Raw genomic sequence first — 16963 nt, 5'->3', positions numbered from 1 at the left:
ATCCTCATGTTGCTGATGAAAACATTACTTATATCGAGGTGTATTAATCAACGGGCAGCAGCTCACCAACCTTTCAGCCTGCCGAAGCGAGTACGAAAAATATCGCATCGTCGGGTGTTTTTTTCACAATCATGTTAAGATTATGATAATGTATGCAAGCTAAGATTAAAATTTTCAGAAAAATATAAACATTAGGGTGCGCAGTGGGATACTATAGACTTTTACTGGCGGTGATGGTTCTCTTTTCTCATTGCGGCTTGAAACTGCCAGGTTACAACCAGGGTGTGACTGCCGTAGTTTCATTCCTGATTATAAGCGGCTACGTAATCACAAAATTAATTTCTGCTAAATTTCCTTTTAAAAACGATATCAAATCATTTTATCTTGATCGCTCACTGAGGCTTTTTCCGCAATTCATATTCTATATGATAGTTACTACTTGCCTGTATATATTTTGTGACGGTACAACTAAGGTTGATGCAACTCAATTAATAGTTAATTCTACAATGCTTCCTCTGAATTTTTTCACTGTCTATTTTAACGATTACATCATAGTTCCTCAATCCTGGTCTCTTGGGCTGGAGATGCAATTTTACATACTCATACCTTTAATTTTGCTGAGCAAAAGAAAAGTGTTATCAGCTTCAATTTCTTTTGCCCTTTTCATTCCTGCTTATATTGGTCTGATCAACACGGACTATTTTGGATACAGGATGATTACAGGCACGCTATTCATTTTCCTGCTAGGTAGTATGATGGCGAGCAATGAGGTTAAATCTTTAGCATTTTTTTATTCTATTTCAACCATTATGCTTTTATTCTCTCTTAATAACAAATCTTTATCTCATGATTTCAATAAAGAGGTTCTTTCGGGAATAACAATCGGAGTCCCTGTTGTATGGATGCTATTTAAAGCTAACTTGAGAAGCTTCCTCGATCGTCTTGCAGGGGATCTCAGCTATGGCGTCTATCTGAATCATTTGATGTTCTTTTATTTGTATAACAAAATGGGTTTCAATGTTATTAGCGTAGGTGGTACGCTACTTATTCTTGGCTCATCATTAATCATGTCTTATGCCTCCCTACGGTTAATTGAGCAGCCTTTTTACAGGCTAAGGCACAAAAAAATAAGGAAGGATACAGATCTCAATAAAACGTTTTGATTGCATTATTAATATTAATTTTTCTTTCCCATCATTTTATCTTGATCAAATTAATGGTAAAATTCTGCCATGATTTTATATGTAAATTATTATGTTAAAATTTTTTGTTATAGGATGTAAAATGAGCGTAATGAAAAGATTATTCCCACTCGTTTATTTATTGTTTAGTTTTGTTTTCTATACATGGCTATCTTATCAGTTCGGTTCCAATAGCGATAACATGTCTTCTCTTCTTATAGCAAGAGACTTAGCCAACGGAAATACATCTTTATCCGGATGGCATCTTTCAACTCAATCGTACCTTTTTTCAGATATAGTATGGACAGCGCTAGCTATAAAATTATTTGGTTTTACACCTGCGTTATCTCATGTGATGCCTGCAATTTTTTATTCATTCCTTTCCTATTTATCGATTAGAATAGTTTTACTAAAAAATAATAGCGGCCTATATTTAGTAGCTCCTGTTATTTTGATACCAACTTATTTCAGCATTGCTAATGCTATAGAACTTAACATCCATGGTGGGATATATCTATTATCAGTTGCATGTCTATATCTACTTTCTAATGAGTCCCTGAAGTCACCAATATCAAAGCTACTTATAGCATCTTTATTATGTGGCATTTTTGCTGAATCAGATAAATTAATAGTATTCATTTTTATAATACCTTGCTTTATTTCATCATCAATACATTATATCCTTCAAAGAAAAAACAAAGATCTCATCATTGCTCTGGCATGTTGCTTATCAATTCTCATTTATAAAATTGCATCATTGATATTACCTTTGTATTTCAAATACGATGTACCCGGTATAGGTGGTCAATCCATCGCATCCATGCCCATAATGATTACTAATGCCATCCTTGCATATCAGGGGGTGCTGTATTATTTTTCAATAAATTTTAACGGAGATTCAATAACCACTGTCGTTTCTACGATAAAATCTTTATTTTTAATTATTTATATCGTGCTTTTTATTAGGTCGGCTATCAAGAGCTTTGGAAAATCCCTGGTTGATACGCTTCTAATTTTTTCTGTATTAGTTCCGTTTGGTGCATTCATCTTAAGCACCGTTGCTATTGATATTACATCTACCCGATTTCTGTTCTTCTCTGTATTAAGTGTAGCGTTACTCATTTCCAGAAATATAGCGATAAATAAGACTGCTTATAAAATAGCATTAATATTAATTGCAGTAAGTAATCTTGCCTGGATTTATAAATCACAGGAAACGGAAGAGAAATACTACTCAAAACTGGGAGATTTCTTGCAATCACAAAACCTTTTAAATGGATACGGCGAGTTCTGGAAAGCTTCAATACTAACTTCTGTTAGTAAAGTTAACATCTATCCTGTCTTTACAGATGGAACGATCAGACCGCGATATTGGCTTTCTCGCGATGATTGGTATGAAAGAAATGGAAACTTCATGATTTCCCGTGACCAATCTGAGATTGATGCAGCAATTAATCAATTCGGTGAGCCGAAAAAAATTATTGATTTTCATGGGATGAAAATCCTTGTCTGGGATAAAATGCCTCTTCCACCTAATGGAGTTTCTTTCAAAAAAATCAAACCTGATTCATTACCGTTACGTAATTATAGGATTGATGTTGATGGTGGGATAAGGAGTAATGGAAATCAGGGATTTATGATTTCAGGTCCTTATGCCAGACTTAAAAAGGGAGACTATCAGATAGTCATGACTGGTCAGATATATAGCGGCAATCCAGAAGCTGAAATATTTTCTTCAAAATCAGGGGTTTCTATTAAAATCCCGATGACAAACAGCGGTGATGATAGTGTTATAAAATCATCTTTCCATCTCGATAATGATGTAGATGATTTTGAATTAAGAATAAACGTTAGTGAAAAAGAAGAAATTAAAATTTACGGATATTCAATATTCAAATAAAAAAACAGCCCCCAAGGGGGCTTTTTTTATAGATTAATAACAATAATCATTCGGTTATATGAAATTCAGTTGCGGCCTCAGTTTTGATCTAAAAGAAGGCTGTATTGCTATCGATAACCTACAGGGCTGGTGTGACTATAAGTTAATACTTTCCAAGCCTCATACTGCTAGTTGCATAAGATTTGATATTAAAATCAGATAAAAAAGATGTTTAAGTCGCCACGGAATATCCAGGCATATTATCTATATTGATAATAATGTTTTCTATATTCCATCGGTGGCATCGGAATGCCCGGACCATGCCTATACCTACAGTTATCAATATTTCCATTTAATCAAAAATATCGCTATGAGCTTCCTCCCGCTTTTCTAGATCTTTTTTTAATCAATTCGCGTTTCAGTAGCTGACAAAATTTTATAGCCGTTTATCGTGGCGTTTATCGCGACAACTCATGCAGCATTGCTGACTGCGCGATTGCAGAAAAGGGAGCCTCTCATGCTTTGTATACTGTCTTCCCTGATCTCAGTAACCAGCAGGACCACGCCGCCACATCGCCATTACATGTGTATTCAGGACAAGGAATTTATCATGAGGTGTGCATTATTGCAGCCAATAACATTCTGTGATTACAGATCAACTATAATCAGATACAACTAGCCTCCTGTATCCGTATAAAAGTGATCTCCTTCACCCAGCGCTCATCCAGGCGTCTGGATCAAACTGTCGCCGGAGTCTGGCAGGTGGCACGATACTGGATTAACATTTGCGTGCATATCCCTTTTCAGTCAGCTTGAGTGCCCCTGATGTGGAAGCCAGACTCGTGGCGATTTAGCAAGTTTACACAAAACAATGATGAGAATAGTATCTTGGTTTTAATCCTACCATACACCCCAACAATAATAATGAGAATAGGAAACACAATTCATTTTCATCAATGTAGCAGGCATGTCGGGTAAAATTAAGAGAAGCCAGGCTGACCTGCCAGAAGTCCTATCTGTTCCAACATACTTATTTGTGCTGGTCACTTTCGGCTAGCGTAAATCCAAACTTCATCGCTAATCATATGGGGGATGTAAATGCTCAGAGGGTTTATCAGGTACGCGGATACTGCTTGAAGGAAAATGATGAGGCACTAAGGAGCATTCTGAAGGAAAAAATTCAACGAACTTGTCCTACAGATACTACACACCAAGTCGACCTCATCTAACTACCGATCAGATTCAATAAACCAGACTCACTAAACCTGCATATTCATAATTTCACTATACGCCGACACCAGCTTGTTCCTGACCTGAATACCCATCTGCATTGAGATGGACGATTTCTGCAGATCGACCATCACGTCATTAAGCGCGATACCCGGTTTCCCCATCTCAAAATCCTGCGCCTGGGTGCGGGCGGTGGTCTGCGTCTCGCTGATCTTATCCAGCGCCGCTTTCATAGTCGCACCAAAATCGATCTGATTAGGGGCTTCACTACTGCGGTTGCTGGCCTGCAGTGAGGTCGCCTGTAGCTGCTGCAGTACGCCATCAATTGCCTGAATGGACATGAACGATACCTTATTAAAGAGGATGACATTTTTGATGTGAGCAAAAGTTAGCACGTTGTCAATGAGACAAAGCCGCTAAATGACATCAAAAACCCTACCTTATCCAGGCATCGAATTTTGCTTATCACCTAATAATGCCTGGCATTGAAGTGGAAATTTTATCTACGCAGGTCAGGGAGTCTGTTTTGCCATCTCAACTTACCCGGTCAATTACGTCAGGCAGGAAACGGTCATGAATGCGAGTACAGCCGCCACAACAGAACAAGAAAAGAAAGGCTTCGGTGACCTGCTCGCTCGCCTGCGCGCAAATCCGCGTATTCCTTTAATCGTCGCTGCCGCCGCCGTTGTAGCGATAGTGATCGCGATGGTGCTCTGGGCAAAGCAGCCCAGCTATAGCGTCCTTTATAACAACCTTACAGATGAAGATGGCGGTGCCATCGTCACGCAGCTGACGCAGATGAACATCCCTTATCGCTTCGCCGAAAATGGCGGCGCGCTGATGGTGCCGGAAGCGAACGTGCATGAGCTGCGTCTGCGTCTGGCTCAGCAGGGTCTGCCGAAAGGCGGCTCGGTGGGTTTTGAGCTGCTGGATAAAGAGAAGTTCGGTATCAGCCAGTTCAGCGAGCAGGTTAACTACCAGCGCGCGCTGGAAGGCGAACTGGCTCGTACCATCGAATCACTCGGTCCGGTTAAAAGCGCCCGTGTTCATCTGGCGATGCCAAAACCAACCTTATTTGTGCGTGAGCAGAAAGCGCCATCCGCCTCTGTTACCTTAACCCTGCAGCCTGGCCGTGCGCTGGATGAAGGCCAGATTCAGGCCATCGCCCACATGGTCTCAAGCAGCGTCGCCGGTTTACCGCCGGGCAACGTCACCGTGGTCGATCAGACCGGTCGCCTGCTGACCCGCTCTGACTCCGCCGGTCGCGACCTGAATGATGCACAGCTCAAGTATGCCTCTGAAGTTGAAGCTCGCTACCAGCAACGTATCGAAGCGATCCTGAATCCGATTCTCGGTCAGGGCAATGTGCATGCGCAGGTTACCGCGCAGATTAACTTCGACACCGCCGAGCAGACCGACGAGAAATATCAGCCTAACGCTAACCCGTCGAACTCAGCGATTCGTTCGCGTCAGACCAGCACCAGCGACCAGTCAGGCAGCCCTTATCCGGGCGGCGTGCCGGGCGCGCTCTCTAACCAGCCTGCGCCAGCAAACACTGCGCCGGTGACGACGCCGAACAATAATGCCGCCAATGGCCAGAACGCCAATGGTCAGAATGCTAACGGTCAGAACAACGCGGCGAATAACGCTAACCAGACCACCAGCACCGCAGCGGCCAGTGCCGGACCGACCAACTCGCGTCGTGACGACACGGTGAACTACGAACTGGATCGCACCATTCGTCATACCAAGGTCAACGTTGGTGACGTACAGCGCCTGTCGGTGGCGGTCGTGGTGAACTTCCGTGCAGATGATAAAGGCAAAGCGGTTGCGCTGAACGAACAGCAGCTGAAGCAGATTGAAGATCTGACCCGCGAAGCGATGGGCTACTCCCAGAACCGTGGCGACAGCATCAACGTGGTGAACTCGCAGTTCAACACCACTGAACCAGTGACCACCGATCTGCCCTTCTGGCAACAGCAGTCGTTCTTTGATCAGCTGATGAACGCCGGTAAGTGGCTGTTGATTGCCCTGGTCGCTTTCATCCTCTACCGCAAACTGGTTCGTCCGCACCTGGTTCGCAAGCAGGCCGCAGAGAAAGCCGCCGCGGAAGCCGTTGCCGCTCGTGCGACTGAGCAACCGGAAGAAGAAGCCTTTAATGTGCAGCTCAGCAAAGATGAGCTGGATCAGGAACGTAAGTCTAACAACCGCATGAGCGCAGAAGTGATGAGTCAACGCATCCGCGACATGTCAGAAAACGATCCGCGCGTTGTAGCGCTGGTAATTCGCGAATGGATGAGTAAAGAGCTATGAGTCTGACCGGAACCGAAAAAAGCGCCATCCTGATGATGACCATTGGCGAAGAGCGCGCCGCGGAAGTTTTCAAACACCTGAACCAGCGTGAGGTCCAGCACCTGAGCGGCGCGATGGCCAACATGCGTCAGGTGTCGCATAAACAGCTAACTGAAGTGTTGCGTGAGTTCGAAGCGGATGCTGAGCAGTTCGCGGCGCTGAGCCTGAACTCCAACGAATACCTGCGTTCGGTGCTGACCCGGGCACTGGGCGAAGAGCGCGCCTCCAGCCTGCTGGAGGACATTCTCGAAACGCGCGACACCACCAGCGGCATGGAAACGCTCAACTTTATGGAGCCGCAGGCTGCTGCCGACCTTATTCGCGACGAGCATCCACAGATCATCGCCACCATCCTGGTCCACCTCAAGCGTGCCCAGGCCGCCGATATTGTGGCGCTGTTCGACGAACGTCTGCGTCACGACGTGATGCTGCGTATCGCCACGTTCGGTGGTGTCCAGCCAGCCGCGCTGGCCGAACTGACAGAAGTACTGAACGGCCTGCTGGATGGCACCAACCTCAAGCGTGCGAAGATGGGCGGCGTGAGAACCGCAGCCGAGATCATCAACCTGATGAAAACGCAGCAGGAAGAGGCGGTTATCGAAGCCGTACGCGACTTCGATGGCGAACTGGCGCAGAAAATTATCGACGAGATGTTCCTGTTCGAAAACCTGGTGGCAGTGGACGACCGCAGCATCCAGCGTCTGTTGCAGGAAGTGGAGTCCGAGCAGTTGCTGGTTGCACTGAAAGGTGCCGAACAGCCACTGCGCGAGAAGTTCCTCAAAAACATGTCAGCCCGTGCGGCGGATATCCTGCGCGACGATCTGGCCAACCGTGGCCCGGTGCGTATGTCCGCAGTGGAAAACGAACAGAAAGCGATCCTGCTGGTGGTACGCCGCCTGGCCGAGTCAGGCGAGATGGTGATTGGTGGTGGCGAGGAAACTTATGTCTGATGCATTTTCTGCGCGCCCCTGGCAGCTGTGGCAGCCCACGGATTTAGGCCGTTTCGATGAGCCTGCTGAACCGGAGCTGCAGCCAGAAATTTACGAAGCTGAAGATGGCGTTGATGAGCAGCAACAGCAGCTCGAACGCCTGCAGCAGCAGATGCGCAAAGAGGCACAGGGCCAGGGTTACAACGAAGGCTATCAGCAGGGTGTGACCGAAGGCCAGAAAGCCGGCTACGACGCCGGTTTTCAGCAGGGTCTGGCCGATGCCCAGCAGCAGCAGGCGCCCCTTCAGGCGCGTATGCAGCAGCTGGTAACCGAGTTCCAGAACACGCTGGAATCGCTGGACAGCGTGATTGCGGCCCGTCTGATGCAACTGGCGCTGGAAGCGGCACGTTCGGTGATTGGTCAGGCGACCACGGTGGATGGCACCGCCCTGCTGCGCCAGATTCAGGGGTTACTGCAGCAGGAACCGATGTTCAGCGGCAAACCGCAACTGCGCGTTCACCCGGATGACTTACAACGCATTGAGCAGACCCTGGGGCCGACGCTGGATCTGCACGGCTGGCGGCTGATCGCTGACAGCACCCTGCATCCTGGCGGCTGCAAACTCAGCGCCGAAGATGGCGATCTGGATGCCAGCGTCGCGACGCGCTGGCAGGAACTCTGCCGTCTTGCCGCACCGGGAGAATTGTAATGACCACTCGTCTGAATCGCTGGCTCGGCTCGCTCGATGCCTTTGAGAAACGCATCGCCCAGGTGCAGCCGGTGCGCCGTTATGGCCGCCTGACCCGCGCCACCGGCCTGGTGCTGGAAGCAACCGGCTTACAGTTGCCGCTGGGTGCGACCTGCGTAATCGAACGCAACGATGGCAAAACCATCAGTGAAATCGAAAGCGAAGTGGTGGGATTCAACGGTCAGAAGTTGCTGATGATGCCACTGGAAGAAGTGGACGGCATTTTACCGGGTGCGCGGGTCTATGCGCGCCAGAACGGAGAGAACCCGCAGGCAGGCAAACAGATGATGCTGGGGCCGGAACTGCTGGGCCGCGTACTCGATGGCAGCGGGCGACCGCTGGACGGCCTGCCGTCTCCGGATACCGGCTATCGCGCGCCGCTGAACACCCCGCCGTTTAACCCGCTGCAGCGTACGCCGATCACCGACGTGCTGGATACCGGCGTGCGAGCGATCAACGCCCTGCTGACGGTCGGTCGCGGACAGCGTATGGGCCTGTTCGCCGGTTCGGGCGTGGGTAAAAGCGTGCTGCTTGGCATGATGGCGCGTTACACCAAAGCGGACGTCATCGTAGTCGGTCTGATTGGCGAACGTGGCCGCGAAGTCAAAGATTTTATCGAGAACATTCTCGGCGCTGAAGGCCGCGCCCGTTCGGTGGTGATCGCCGCCCCGGCCGATGTTTCGCCGCTGCTGCGTATGCAGGGTGCCGCTTACGCCACGCGTATCGCAGAAGACTTTCGCGACCGCGGCCAGCATGTGTTGCTGATTATGGATTCCCTGACCCGCTACGCTATGGCGCAGCGTGAGATCGCGCTGGCGATTGGTGAGCCGCCGGCCACCAAAGGCTATCCGCCTTCCGTATTCGCCAAACTGCCTGCCCTGGTTGAGCGTGCCGGTAACGGCATCGACGGCGGCGGCTCGATCACCGCCTTCTATACCGTCCTGACCGAAGGCGACGATCAGCAGGACCCGATCGCCGACTCCGCGCGCGCCATTCTCGACGGCCACATTGTGCTGTCGCGTCGGCTGGGCGAAGCGGGTCACTATCCGGCCATTGATATAGAAGCCTCGATCAGCCGTGCGATGACCTCGCTGATCGATGAGAACCACTATGCGCGAGTGCGCCAGTTTAAGCAGTTGCTCTCCAGCTTCCAGCGTAACCGCGATCTGGTCAGCGTCGGTGCTTATGCCGCGGGCAGTGATCCGATGCTTGATAAAGCGATCACGCTCTATCCGCAGATGGAAGCCTTCCTGCAACAGGGCATCTTTGAGCGCAGTGATTACGACGACGCCAGCCTGCATCTGCATGCGCTGTTTGGCTAGTCACACGAATTAACGCGAGGTAACGGCAATGAAAACTGCAAATGCCATCGATACGCTGCGCGACTTAGCGGAGCAGGATCTCGAACGCGCTGCCATCTATTTAGGCGATATGCGTCGCGGCCAGCACGCCGCGAACGAGCAGCTGACGATGCTGCTCGACTATCAGGACGAATATCGCAACAAGCTCAACGATGACATGTCGTCGGGCATTGCCAGCACCCGCTGGACCAACTATCACCAGTTTATTCAGACGCTGGAAAAAGCGATTGAGCAGCACCGCAACCAGCTTAATAACTGGAATCAGCGGCTGGAACAGGCGCTGATCAACTGGCGTGACAAACAGCAACGGCTGAACGCCTATCAGACGCTGATTACGCGCGCAGCGGAAAATGCATTACGACAGGAAAACCGTCTCGATCAGAAACGGATGGACGAATTTGCCCAACGGGCCGCATCGAGGAGAGGTGAATGATTACGCTGCCAAACATTGCTATGAAAGCGACGGTAAAAACCGACGCAGAACCCTCAGTCTCAACTGACCTTGCTGCGGGTGCCGATGCCCTGCCGCAGGACTTTCTGACCGCACTGGGAAACCAGTTACTCGGCCTGGCTAAACAGCAGGGAAAAGCGGCGCAATCCGCTGACGTCAAAGCAGAAATTGCCGATGACGCCCGCCCGAAAGCCCCGCTGAATGCCCTGATGGCAGCACTGGAAAATCCTGCTGCGCTGACCGCTCTGTTTAAGCCGGAAAATATTAAAGGTTGGTCAAAATCAGCCGATGATAAAGACAAGCCGGACGTTGCACCCTTAAGCGCCAGCGATATGCAGAATATGCAGGCGCTGTTCGCCATGTTACCGGGTGTAGCGGCTGTTACAGCCACCACGTCGACCCCGGTCAGCAGTGAAGCGGGCGAGATGATCGCCCAGACCGATACCGGCCGGAAAAGCCAGAGCTCGCTGACGCAACTGCTGAACAGCGCGCAGCAGAGCCACGCACCGGGCGAAGATGAAAAATCTGACGCCAGAAGCGACGTACAGAGCAAACCTGCCGTCACCACTGCCGCCAGCCAGAGTAACAACACGGCGCAGAGTGCGACCAGTAGCGGCCTGACGCTCGACAGCAGTTTCCAGCAGGCGCTGAGCAACATGGTTAAGCATGATGATCAGGCTGCGATTAAAGCCAGCGCCAGCGATAACGCGGTCAACGCTACGCCAATCGCCACCGCCAGCAGCCTGCCCGCGCCGGTGACCGCCTCCGCGACCACCAGCACACCGTCAACGCCGATGCTGAACTCACAGCTGGGCAGCGACGAGTGGCAGCAGGCGCTGAGTCAGCAGATTGTGATGTTCAGTCGCAACGGCCAGCAGAACGCGGAATTGCGTTTACATCCGGAAGACCTTGGCGCTATCCAGATCAGCCTGAAACTGGATAACGACCAGGCACAAATTAATCTGGTTTCCAGCCATAGCCACGTCAGAGCAGCACTGGAAGCCGCGATACCGCAGCTGCGCAGCGCGCTGGCAGAGAGCGGTATCAACCTGGGCGAGAGTCAGGTGAGCAGTGACAGTTCCGCGCAGGGTCAGCAATTCCAGCAGCAGCAGGAGGCGCGCCGCGATGGACAACATGGCCGCTTCTCCCTCACCCAGGACAGTGACACCGACATTACGCCGATCGCCGTTCCCGCCGCCCTTCAGGCTCGCGTTAGCGGCAACAGCGCCGTCGACACTTTCGCCTGACAGCGGCAAACGCTGAAGGTAAGCGTAAAACCCGCGTCTTTTCTACCCATTGGTTTGACTTAAGACGCGGATAATCTGTCTCGTGAGCCGAGAGGCTTGCCCATAATTCACAGGAAGTAACTGCACCATGTCTGATAACGCGAAAGCAAAAAAAGGCAGCAAACGTAAACTCTTAATACCAGTGTTGCTCATTTTGACGCTGGCCGCTTGCAGCGTGGCAGGCTATGCAGTCTGGCGAATGATGAATAAACATGAGGGCGATAAGCCTGAGGTGGCGAAAGTTGAACCGCCTCCCGCTCCGGTCTTTTTTGCACTTGATACATTTACGGTTAACCTGGTCAATCCCGACAACGATCCCGACCGCGTGCTTTACGTAGGCTTTACCCTGCGTCTGGCCGATGAGGATACCCGGCGTCGGATGAACGACTATCTGCCTGAGGTGCGCAGCCGTTTGCTGCTGCTGCTCTCGCGTCAGAGCGCTACGGCGCTGGCAACAGAGCAAGGAAAGCAGGCGCTTGTTGAACAAGTCAAACAGGCGCTGACACCCCCGCTGGTAAAAGGTCAACCTCCGCAGGCTGTAAACGATGTGCTGTTTACTGCCTTCATTTTGAGGTGAATCAATGGGCGATAGCATTCTCTCCCAGGCTGAAATTGACGCCCTTTTAAACGGCGACAGCGGCAGTGCGGAAGAAGAAAAGAAACAAAACGGACCGGAAGGCGATATTCGTCCTTACGATCCGAACACCCAGCGCCGTGTGGTTCGCGAGCGTTTGCAGGCGCTGGAGATTATTAATGAGCGTTTTGCCCGTAGTTTCCGTATGGCGCTGTTTAACCTGCTGCGCCGTAGCCCGGATATCAGCGTCGGGGCGATCAAGATTCAGCCGTACCACGAGTTTGCACGCAATCTGCCGGTGCCAACCAACCTGAACCTGATCCACCTGAAGCCGCTGCGCGGCACCGCGCTGGTAGTGTTCTCACCGAGCCTGGTGTTTATCGCTGTCGACAACCTGTTTGGTGGCGACGGACGTTTTCCGACTAAAGTCGAAGGCCGTGAGTTTACCCATACCGAGCAGCGCGTTATTCGCCGCATGCTGAAGCTGGCGCTGGATGGTTACAGCGACGCATGGAAGGCCATTTATCCACTGGACGTCGAGTATGTACGTTCAGAGATGCAGGTAAAGTTCACCAACATTACCACTTCACCGAACGACATCGTGGTTAACACGCCGTTCCAGGTGGAGATTGGTAACCTGGTGGGTGAGTTTAATATCTGCATCCCGTTTTCAATGATTGAACCGCTGCGCGAGCTGCTGGTGAATCCACCGCTCGAAAACTCACGTCAGGAAGATAACCACTGGCGCGACAACCTGGTCAAACAGGTGCAGCACTCTGAGCTGGAACTGATCGCGCACTTTGCCGAAACCTCACTGCGTCTGTCACGGATTTTGCAGCTGAAGCCCGGTGATGTGCTGCCGATTGAGAAGCCGGAACGCATTATCGCCCATGTCGATAGCGTCCCGGTCTTAACCAGCCAATATGGCACGATGAATGGTCAGTACGCGCTCCGTGTCGAACACCTGATTAACCCGATTTTGAATTCGCTGAACGAGGAACAGCCCCATGACTGACAGTAATAAACCGTCTGACGATATCTCTGCGGACGATCTGTGGGCTGAAGCGATGAATGAGCAGGTCGGCAGCGGCAGTGCGCCGCAGACCGACGAAGTCTTTAAATCATTCGACAGCGGCAACGTCGCTGGATCGCTGCAGGATATCGATCTGATTATGGATATCCCGGTGAAACTCACCGTGGAACTGGGTCGCACCAAAATGACCATCAAAGAGCTGCTGCGTCTGGCGCAGGGGTCAGTGGTGGCACTGGATGGCCTGGCGGGTGAGCCGCTGGATATCCTGATCAACGGTTATCTGATTGCTCAGGGTGAAGTGGTGGTGGTGAACGACAAATATGGCGTGCGCATCACTGACATCATCACCCCATCTGAACGTATGCGTCGCCTGAGTCGCTGAAGAGTTACATTATGAATAGCCAGAATCAAACGCTGCAACCGGCTGCACCGCACGCTCAGGCGATCTCGACCGGCTCCATGCTGGCCCAGGTCAGCAGCGTGTTAGCCGTGATTATCTTATTGATTCTGGCCTGCGCCTGGCTGGCACGCCGTGTCGGCTTCGCGCCGAAAAAGGTCAGCGGCCAGGAGCTTAAACTCACAGCCAGCGTCTCAGTGGGCCAGCGCGAGCGGGTGGTGATTGTCGATACCGCTGATGCGCGTCTGGTGCTGGGCGTCACCGCACAGCAGATTACCCATCTGCATACTCTGCCGCCGGGTGAACCGGTCTCTGTGACGCCGGTTAACAGTGCGCCACAGGATTTTCGTCAGCTGTTACAGAACCTGGTTAAACGTCCCGGAAAACCACAATGATGCGTCGACTGCTTCCTTTATTGCCACTGTTGTTACTGGCACCGGTTGCCCATGCCCAGCTGCCGGGTCTGGTGAGTCACTCGCTGCCGAATGGCGGTCAGAGCTGGTCACTGCCGGTACAGACGCTGGTCTTTATCACTGCGCTGACCTTTATTCCGGCCGTGCTGCTGATGATGACCAGCTTCACCCGTATCATCATTGTGTTTGGTTTACTGCGTAACGCCCTGGGTACGCCCTCTGCGCCGCCTAACCAGGTGCTGCTCGGACTGTCGCTGTTTCTGACCTTCTTTATTATGGCGCCGACCTTCGACAAAATTTATCAGGATGCCTATCTGCCGTTCAGCCAGGACAAGATCAGCATGGAAGTGGCGATTGATAAAGGTGCCCAGCCGCTGCGCGAGTTTATGCTGCGTCAGACCCGTGAAGCGGATTTAGCCCTGTTTGCCCGTCTGGCGAATACCGCCCCGATTGCCGGTCCTGAAGCGGTGCCAATGCGTATTCTGCTGCCCGCCTATGTTACCAGCGAGCTGAAGACGGCTTTCCAGATTGGCTTTACCGTCTTTATCCCGTTCCTGATCATCGACCTGGTGGTTGCCAGCGTGCTGATGGCGCTGGGGATGATGATGGTCCCGCCAGCGTCCATCGCGCTGCCGTTTAAACTGATGCTGTTTGTTCTGGTCGATGGCTGGCAACTGCTGGTCGGTTCACTGGCGCAAAGCTTCTACTCCTGATCCCCCTTTTCTTACCGGAGCAACACATGACACCCGAATCAGTAATGGTAATGGGACAGGAAGCGATGCGCGTCGCCCTGATGCTGGCCGCCCCGCTGCTGCTGGCCGCACTGGTCAGCGGTTTGCTGATCAGCCTGATCCAGGCCGCGACCCAGGTCAACGAACAGACCTTATCCTTTATTCCTAAGATTCTGGCGGTTGCCACTACCGGTATCATTGCCGGCCCGTGGATGCTGAATCTGCTGCTGGACTATATCCGCACCGTCTTTACCAACCTGCCTTACATCATCGGCTGATGATTACTCTCGACAGCAGCCAGCTGGTTCAGTGGGTCAGCCAGTTCTTCTGGCCTCTGGTGCGCATCATGGCGCTATTCGCCACCGCACCGATCCTCAATGAACGATCCGTCAGCAAACGTGTCAAAATCGGTCTGGCGGTAATGATCACCTGGCTGCTGATGCCGCTGTTACCTGCGGTCAATGTCACCCTGTTTTCCCCTGAAGGCTTCCTGCTACTGATTCAGCAGATGCTGATTGGTATTGCACTCGGCTTCACCATGCAGTTCGCTTTTGCTGCCGTGCGCCTTGCCGGGGAAGTGATTGGTTTACAGATGGGCATCTCGTTCGCCACCTTTTTTGATCCTGGCAGCCGTCTTAATATGCCGGTTCTGGCCCGTTTTCTCGACATGCTGGCGATGTTGCTGTTCCTGACCTTTAACGGACACCTGTGGCTGATCTCGCTGCTGGCGGACAGTTTTCATACGCTGCCGATTGGCGGTCAGCCGCTAAATGCCAATGCGTTTATGGCGCTGGTGAAATCTGGCGGATTAATTTTCCTTAATGGCATGATGTTAGCGCTGCCCTTAATCGTTTTGTTACTCATGGTAAATCTGGTACTGGGTTTGTTAAACCGTGTTTCACCACAGTTATCAATCTTCGCAATTGGCTTCCCGATTACCTTATCAGTCGGAATTTTAACCATCAGCTTGCTGATGCCTCTGCTAGCCCCGTTCTGTGAGCATTTGTTCGGTGAAGTATTTGATTTACTCGCCGTGTTCCTGACAGAACTATCCCGTCCCTGAACATTAAGTTTCTAACTATCTTTGCATAACGATACTTAAGTATCGCAAAACCATCCGTGCATTTTCCGAACCATGTTTTCCAGAATGCAACTAAGGAAATTCTGATAAACGTGCGGAGAGTCTGAAAATAATTCTTATTAAACCGGGCTTCGCGTATTTTAGTGGGGTGGTTCACAGGAGCGGTCAGACTGTGAATGTGCAGGCAAAATCGACAAGACACTGAATTTACAAGAAAAAAATCTTTAGGTGATTTTTCTTGTTAAAAAATGTTTTTTCCGGCATTGTCATCGCACGCTGAGACATCACACTTTCGTAAAACAAATGTTTTTGAGAATTGTCCTATCAGAAAACTCCGCGTTTTCAAGGATAGTGACCTGGCTCCCAAAAAAATGAGTCTTACTTAACCTCCGACATTTCACTGGCAATCCCCGCCATGGCCGGAGAATGTGTGACGTCATGGCAGCACAAATTTTTTGCAGAACGGGTCAGGGATGAAGACTTTTATGGGCGGTTGCCTGTTGCCAAACTGCACGAGCAGAATAAAAAAGTACCTAAGAAATCTCTCTCGTACCGCAACGCGTATTCATCGTTGATTTAAACGGATAACAAATTGGTGAGGGTCGCTATTATGCCAACTATTATTATGGATTCCTGCAACTACACACGCCTGGGATTATCAGACTACATGTCTTCAAAAGGAGTTAAGAAGAAAAATATCTCTTCTGTCTCCGATATTGAGCAACTACAGCAAAAATGTGAGCAATTAAACCCTGGTGTCGTCTTTATTAATGAAGATTGCTTCATTCATGAATCCGATTCCAGTGAACGTATCCGTAGCATTATTACGCAGCATCCTGACACGCTGTTCTTTATATTCATGGCGATTAGCAATATCCATTTTGAGGAATATCTCTACGTTCGTAAGAACCTGATTATTACATCAAAATCGATGAAGACATCGACCCTGGATTCCTTACTCAGCACCTATTTGCAGAAGAAGCTTAACCAGTCTGCGCGTATCTCTTCGGGCATGGATGTACATCCATTAACGCTGAGCCAGACTGAGTCAAACATGCTGAAGATGTGGATGTCAGGTCATGATACCATCCAGATCTCAGATAAAATGCAAATTAAGGCCAAAACGGTATCGTCACACAAAGGTAATATTAAACGCAAAATCAAAACCCATAATAAGCAGGTTATTTATCATGTGGTGCGTTTAACGGATAATGTGACCTCAGGTATTTACGTTAATATCCGCTGATCATAACATCTGAAGAACCGGCCTCTCTGGCCGGTTTTTTTTTGCCCGGAATTGCGATCCAGGTCTCACTC

The 16963-nt window shown here is 50.3% G+C and carries 17 protein-coding genes; 16 read left to right on the top strand and 1 reads right to left on the bottom strand.

Annotated features, from left to right (window positions below; all coding sequences use genetic code 11):
* The first annotated feature begins 203 nt into the window (after window positions 1–203).
* Window positions 204–1163, top strand: coding sequence for an acyltransferase family protein (locus ACK13D_RS15180; protein ID WP_418796776.1), 960 nt, complete (start codon window positions 204–206; stop codon window positions 1161–1163).
* Window positions 1164–1383: 220 nt separating this feature from the next.
* A complete protein-coding gene (locus ACK13D_RS15175) occupies window positions 1384–3081 on the top strand; it encodes a hypothetical protein (protein WP_418796774.1) in 1698 nt (565 codons plus the stop codon).
* A gap of 1238 nt (window positions 3082–4319) precedes the next feature.
* Here the strand turns inward: ACK13D_RS15175 and fliE are convergent.
* Window positions 4320–4631: a flagellar hook-basal body complex protein FliE gene (gene fliE / locus ACK13D_RS15170; RefSeq protein WP_003854485.1), complete on the bottom strand. Its 312-nt coding sequence runs from the start codon at window positions 4629–4631 to the stop codon at window positions 4320–4322.
* Between the two features lie 232 nt (window positions 4632–4863).
* On the opposite strand from fliE, the gene fliF reads away from it, so the two are divergent.
* The 14 genes from fliF (at window position 4864) to rcsA (ending at window position 16892) form a co-directional block, all read left to right on the top strand.
* Window positions 4864–6603, top strand: coding sequence for a flagellar basal-body MS-ring/collar protein FliF (gene fliF / locus ACK13D_RS15165; RefSeq protein WP_010247649.1), 1740 nt, complete (start codon window positions 4864–4866; stop codon window positions 6601–6603).
* Window positions 6600–7592, top strand: a complete 993-nt coding sequence (fliG, locus tag ACK13D_RS15160; RefSeq protein WP_010670853.1) for a flagellar motor switch protein FliG — start codon at window positions 6600–6602, stop codon at window positions 7590–7592. Before fliF ends, fliG begins: the two co-directional genes overlap by 4 nt.
* Complete coding sequence (gene fliH / locus ACK13D_RS15155; protein WP_010247652.1) at window positions 7585–8280, top strand: flagellar assembly protein FliH; 696 nt, start codon at window positions 7585–7587, stop codon at window positions 8278–8280. The genes fliG and fliH overlap by 8 nt, the downstream gene beginning before the upstream one ends.
* On the top strand, window positions 8280–9641 hold the full coding sequence (fliI, locus tag ACK13D_RS15150; protein WP_010247655.1) for a flagellar protein export ATPase FliI: 1362 nt from the start codon (window positions 8280–8282) through the stop codon (window positions 9639–9641). The genes fliH and fliI overlap by 1 nt, the downstream gene beginning before the upstream one ends.
* 28 nt (window positions 9642–9669) lie before the next feature.
* The gene (gene fliJ, locus ACK13D_RS15145) at window positions 9670–10113 is read left to right on the top strand and encodes a flagellar export protein FliJ (RefSeq protein WP_003854478.1); all 444 of its coding nucleotides are present in this window, start codon (window positions 9670–9672) and stop codon (window positions 10111–10113) included.
* Window positions 10110–11378: a flagellar hook-length control protein FliK gene (locus ACK13D_RS15140; RefSeq protein WP_418796770.1), complete on the top strand. Its 1269-nt coding sequence runs from the start codon at window positions 10110–10112 to the stop codon at window positions 11376–11378. Before fliJ ends, ACK13D_RS15140 begins: the two co-directional genes overlap by 4 nt.
* A 127-nt stretch (window positions 11379–11505) precedes the next feature.
* On the top strand, window positions 11506–11994 hold the full coding sequence (gene fliL, locus ACK13D_RS15135; RefSeq protein ID WP_010670855.1) for a flagellar basal body-associated protein FliL: 489 nt from the start codon (window positions 11506–11508) through the stop codon (window positions 11992–11994).
* 4 nt (window positions 11995–11998) lie between these two features.
* On the top strand, window positions 11999–13006 hold the full coding sequence (fliM, locus tag ACK13D_RS15130) for a flagellar motor switch protein FliM (protein ID WP_003854473.1): 1008 nt from the start codon (window positions 11999–12001) through the stop codon (window positions 13004–13006).
* On the top strand, window positions 12999–13406 hold the full coding sequence (fliN, locus tag ACK13D_RS15125) for a flagellar motor switch protein FliN (protein ID WP_010247669.1): 408 nt from the start codon (window positions 12999–13001) through the stop codon (window positions 13404–13406). Before fliM ends, fliN begins: the two co-directional genes overlap by 8 nt.
* Window positions 13407–13417: 11 nt before the next feature.
* Window positions 13418–13816, top strand: a complete 399-nt coding sequence (gene fliO / locus ACK13D_RS15120) for a flagellar biosynthetic protein FliO (RefSeq protein WP_010247672.1) — start codon at window positions 13418–13420, stop codon at window positions 13814–13816.
* Complete coding sequence (gene fliP / locus ACK13D_RS15115) at window positions 13816–14547, top strand: flagellar type III secretion system pore protein FliP (protein ID WP_010247675.1); 732 nt, start codon at window positions 13816–13818, stop codon at window positions 14545–14547. Before fliO ends, fliP begins: the two co-directional genes overlap by 1 nt.
* Before the next feature lie 26 nt (window positions 14548–14573).
* The gene (gene fliQ, locus ACK13D_RS15110) at window positions 14574–14843 is read left to right on the top strand and encodes a flagellar biosynthesis protein FliQ (RefSeq protein ID WP_003854466.1); all 270 of its coding nucleotides are present in this window, start codon (window positions 14574–14576) and stop codon (window positions 14841–14843) included.
* Window positions 14843–15628: a flagellar biosynthetic protein FliR gene (gene fliR / locus ACK13D_RS15105; RefSeq protein ID WP_010247683.1), complete on the top strand. Its 786-nt coding sequence runs from the start codon at window positions 14843–14845 to the stop codon at window positions 15626–15628. Before fliQ ends, fliR begins: the two co-directional genes overlap by 1 nt.
* 628 nt (window positions 15629–16256) lie before the next feature.
* Window positions 16257–16892 (top strand): transcriptional regulator RcsA, encoded by a 636-nt coding sequence (gene rcsA, locus ACK13D_RS15100; RefSeq protein WP_013358291.1) that lies wholly within the window; start codon window positions 16257–16259, stop codon window positions 16890–16892.
* The last annotated feature ends 71 nt before the right edge of the window (window positions 16893–16963 follow it).

Source organism: Pantoea sp. K16, assembly GCF_048452805.1.
In the GTDB taxonomy this organism is placed as follows: domain Bacteria; phylum Pseudomonadota; class Gammaproteobacteria; order Enterobacterales; family Enterobacteriaceae; genus Pantoea; species Pantoea agglomerans.
The sequence above is the reverse complement of the archived record's forward strand: the minus strand, read 5'-3'. Positions and strand labels throughout refer to the sequence as shown.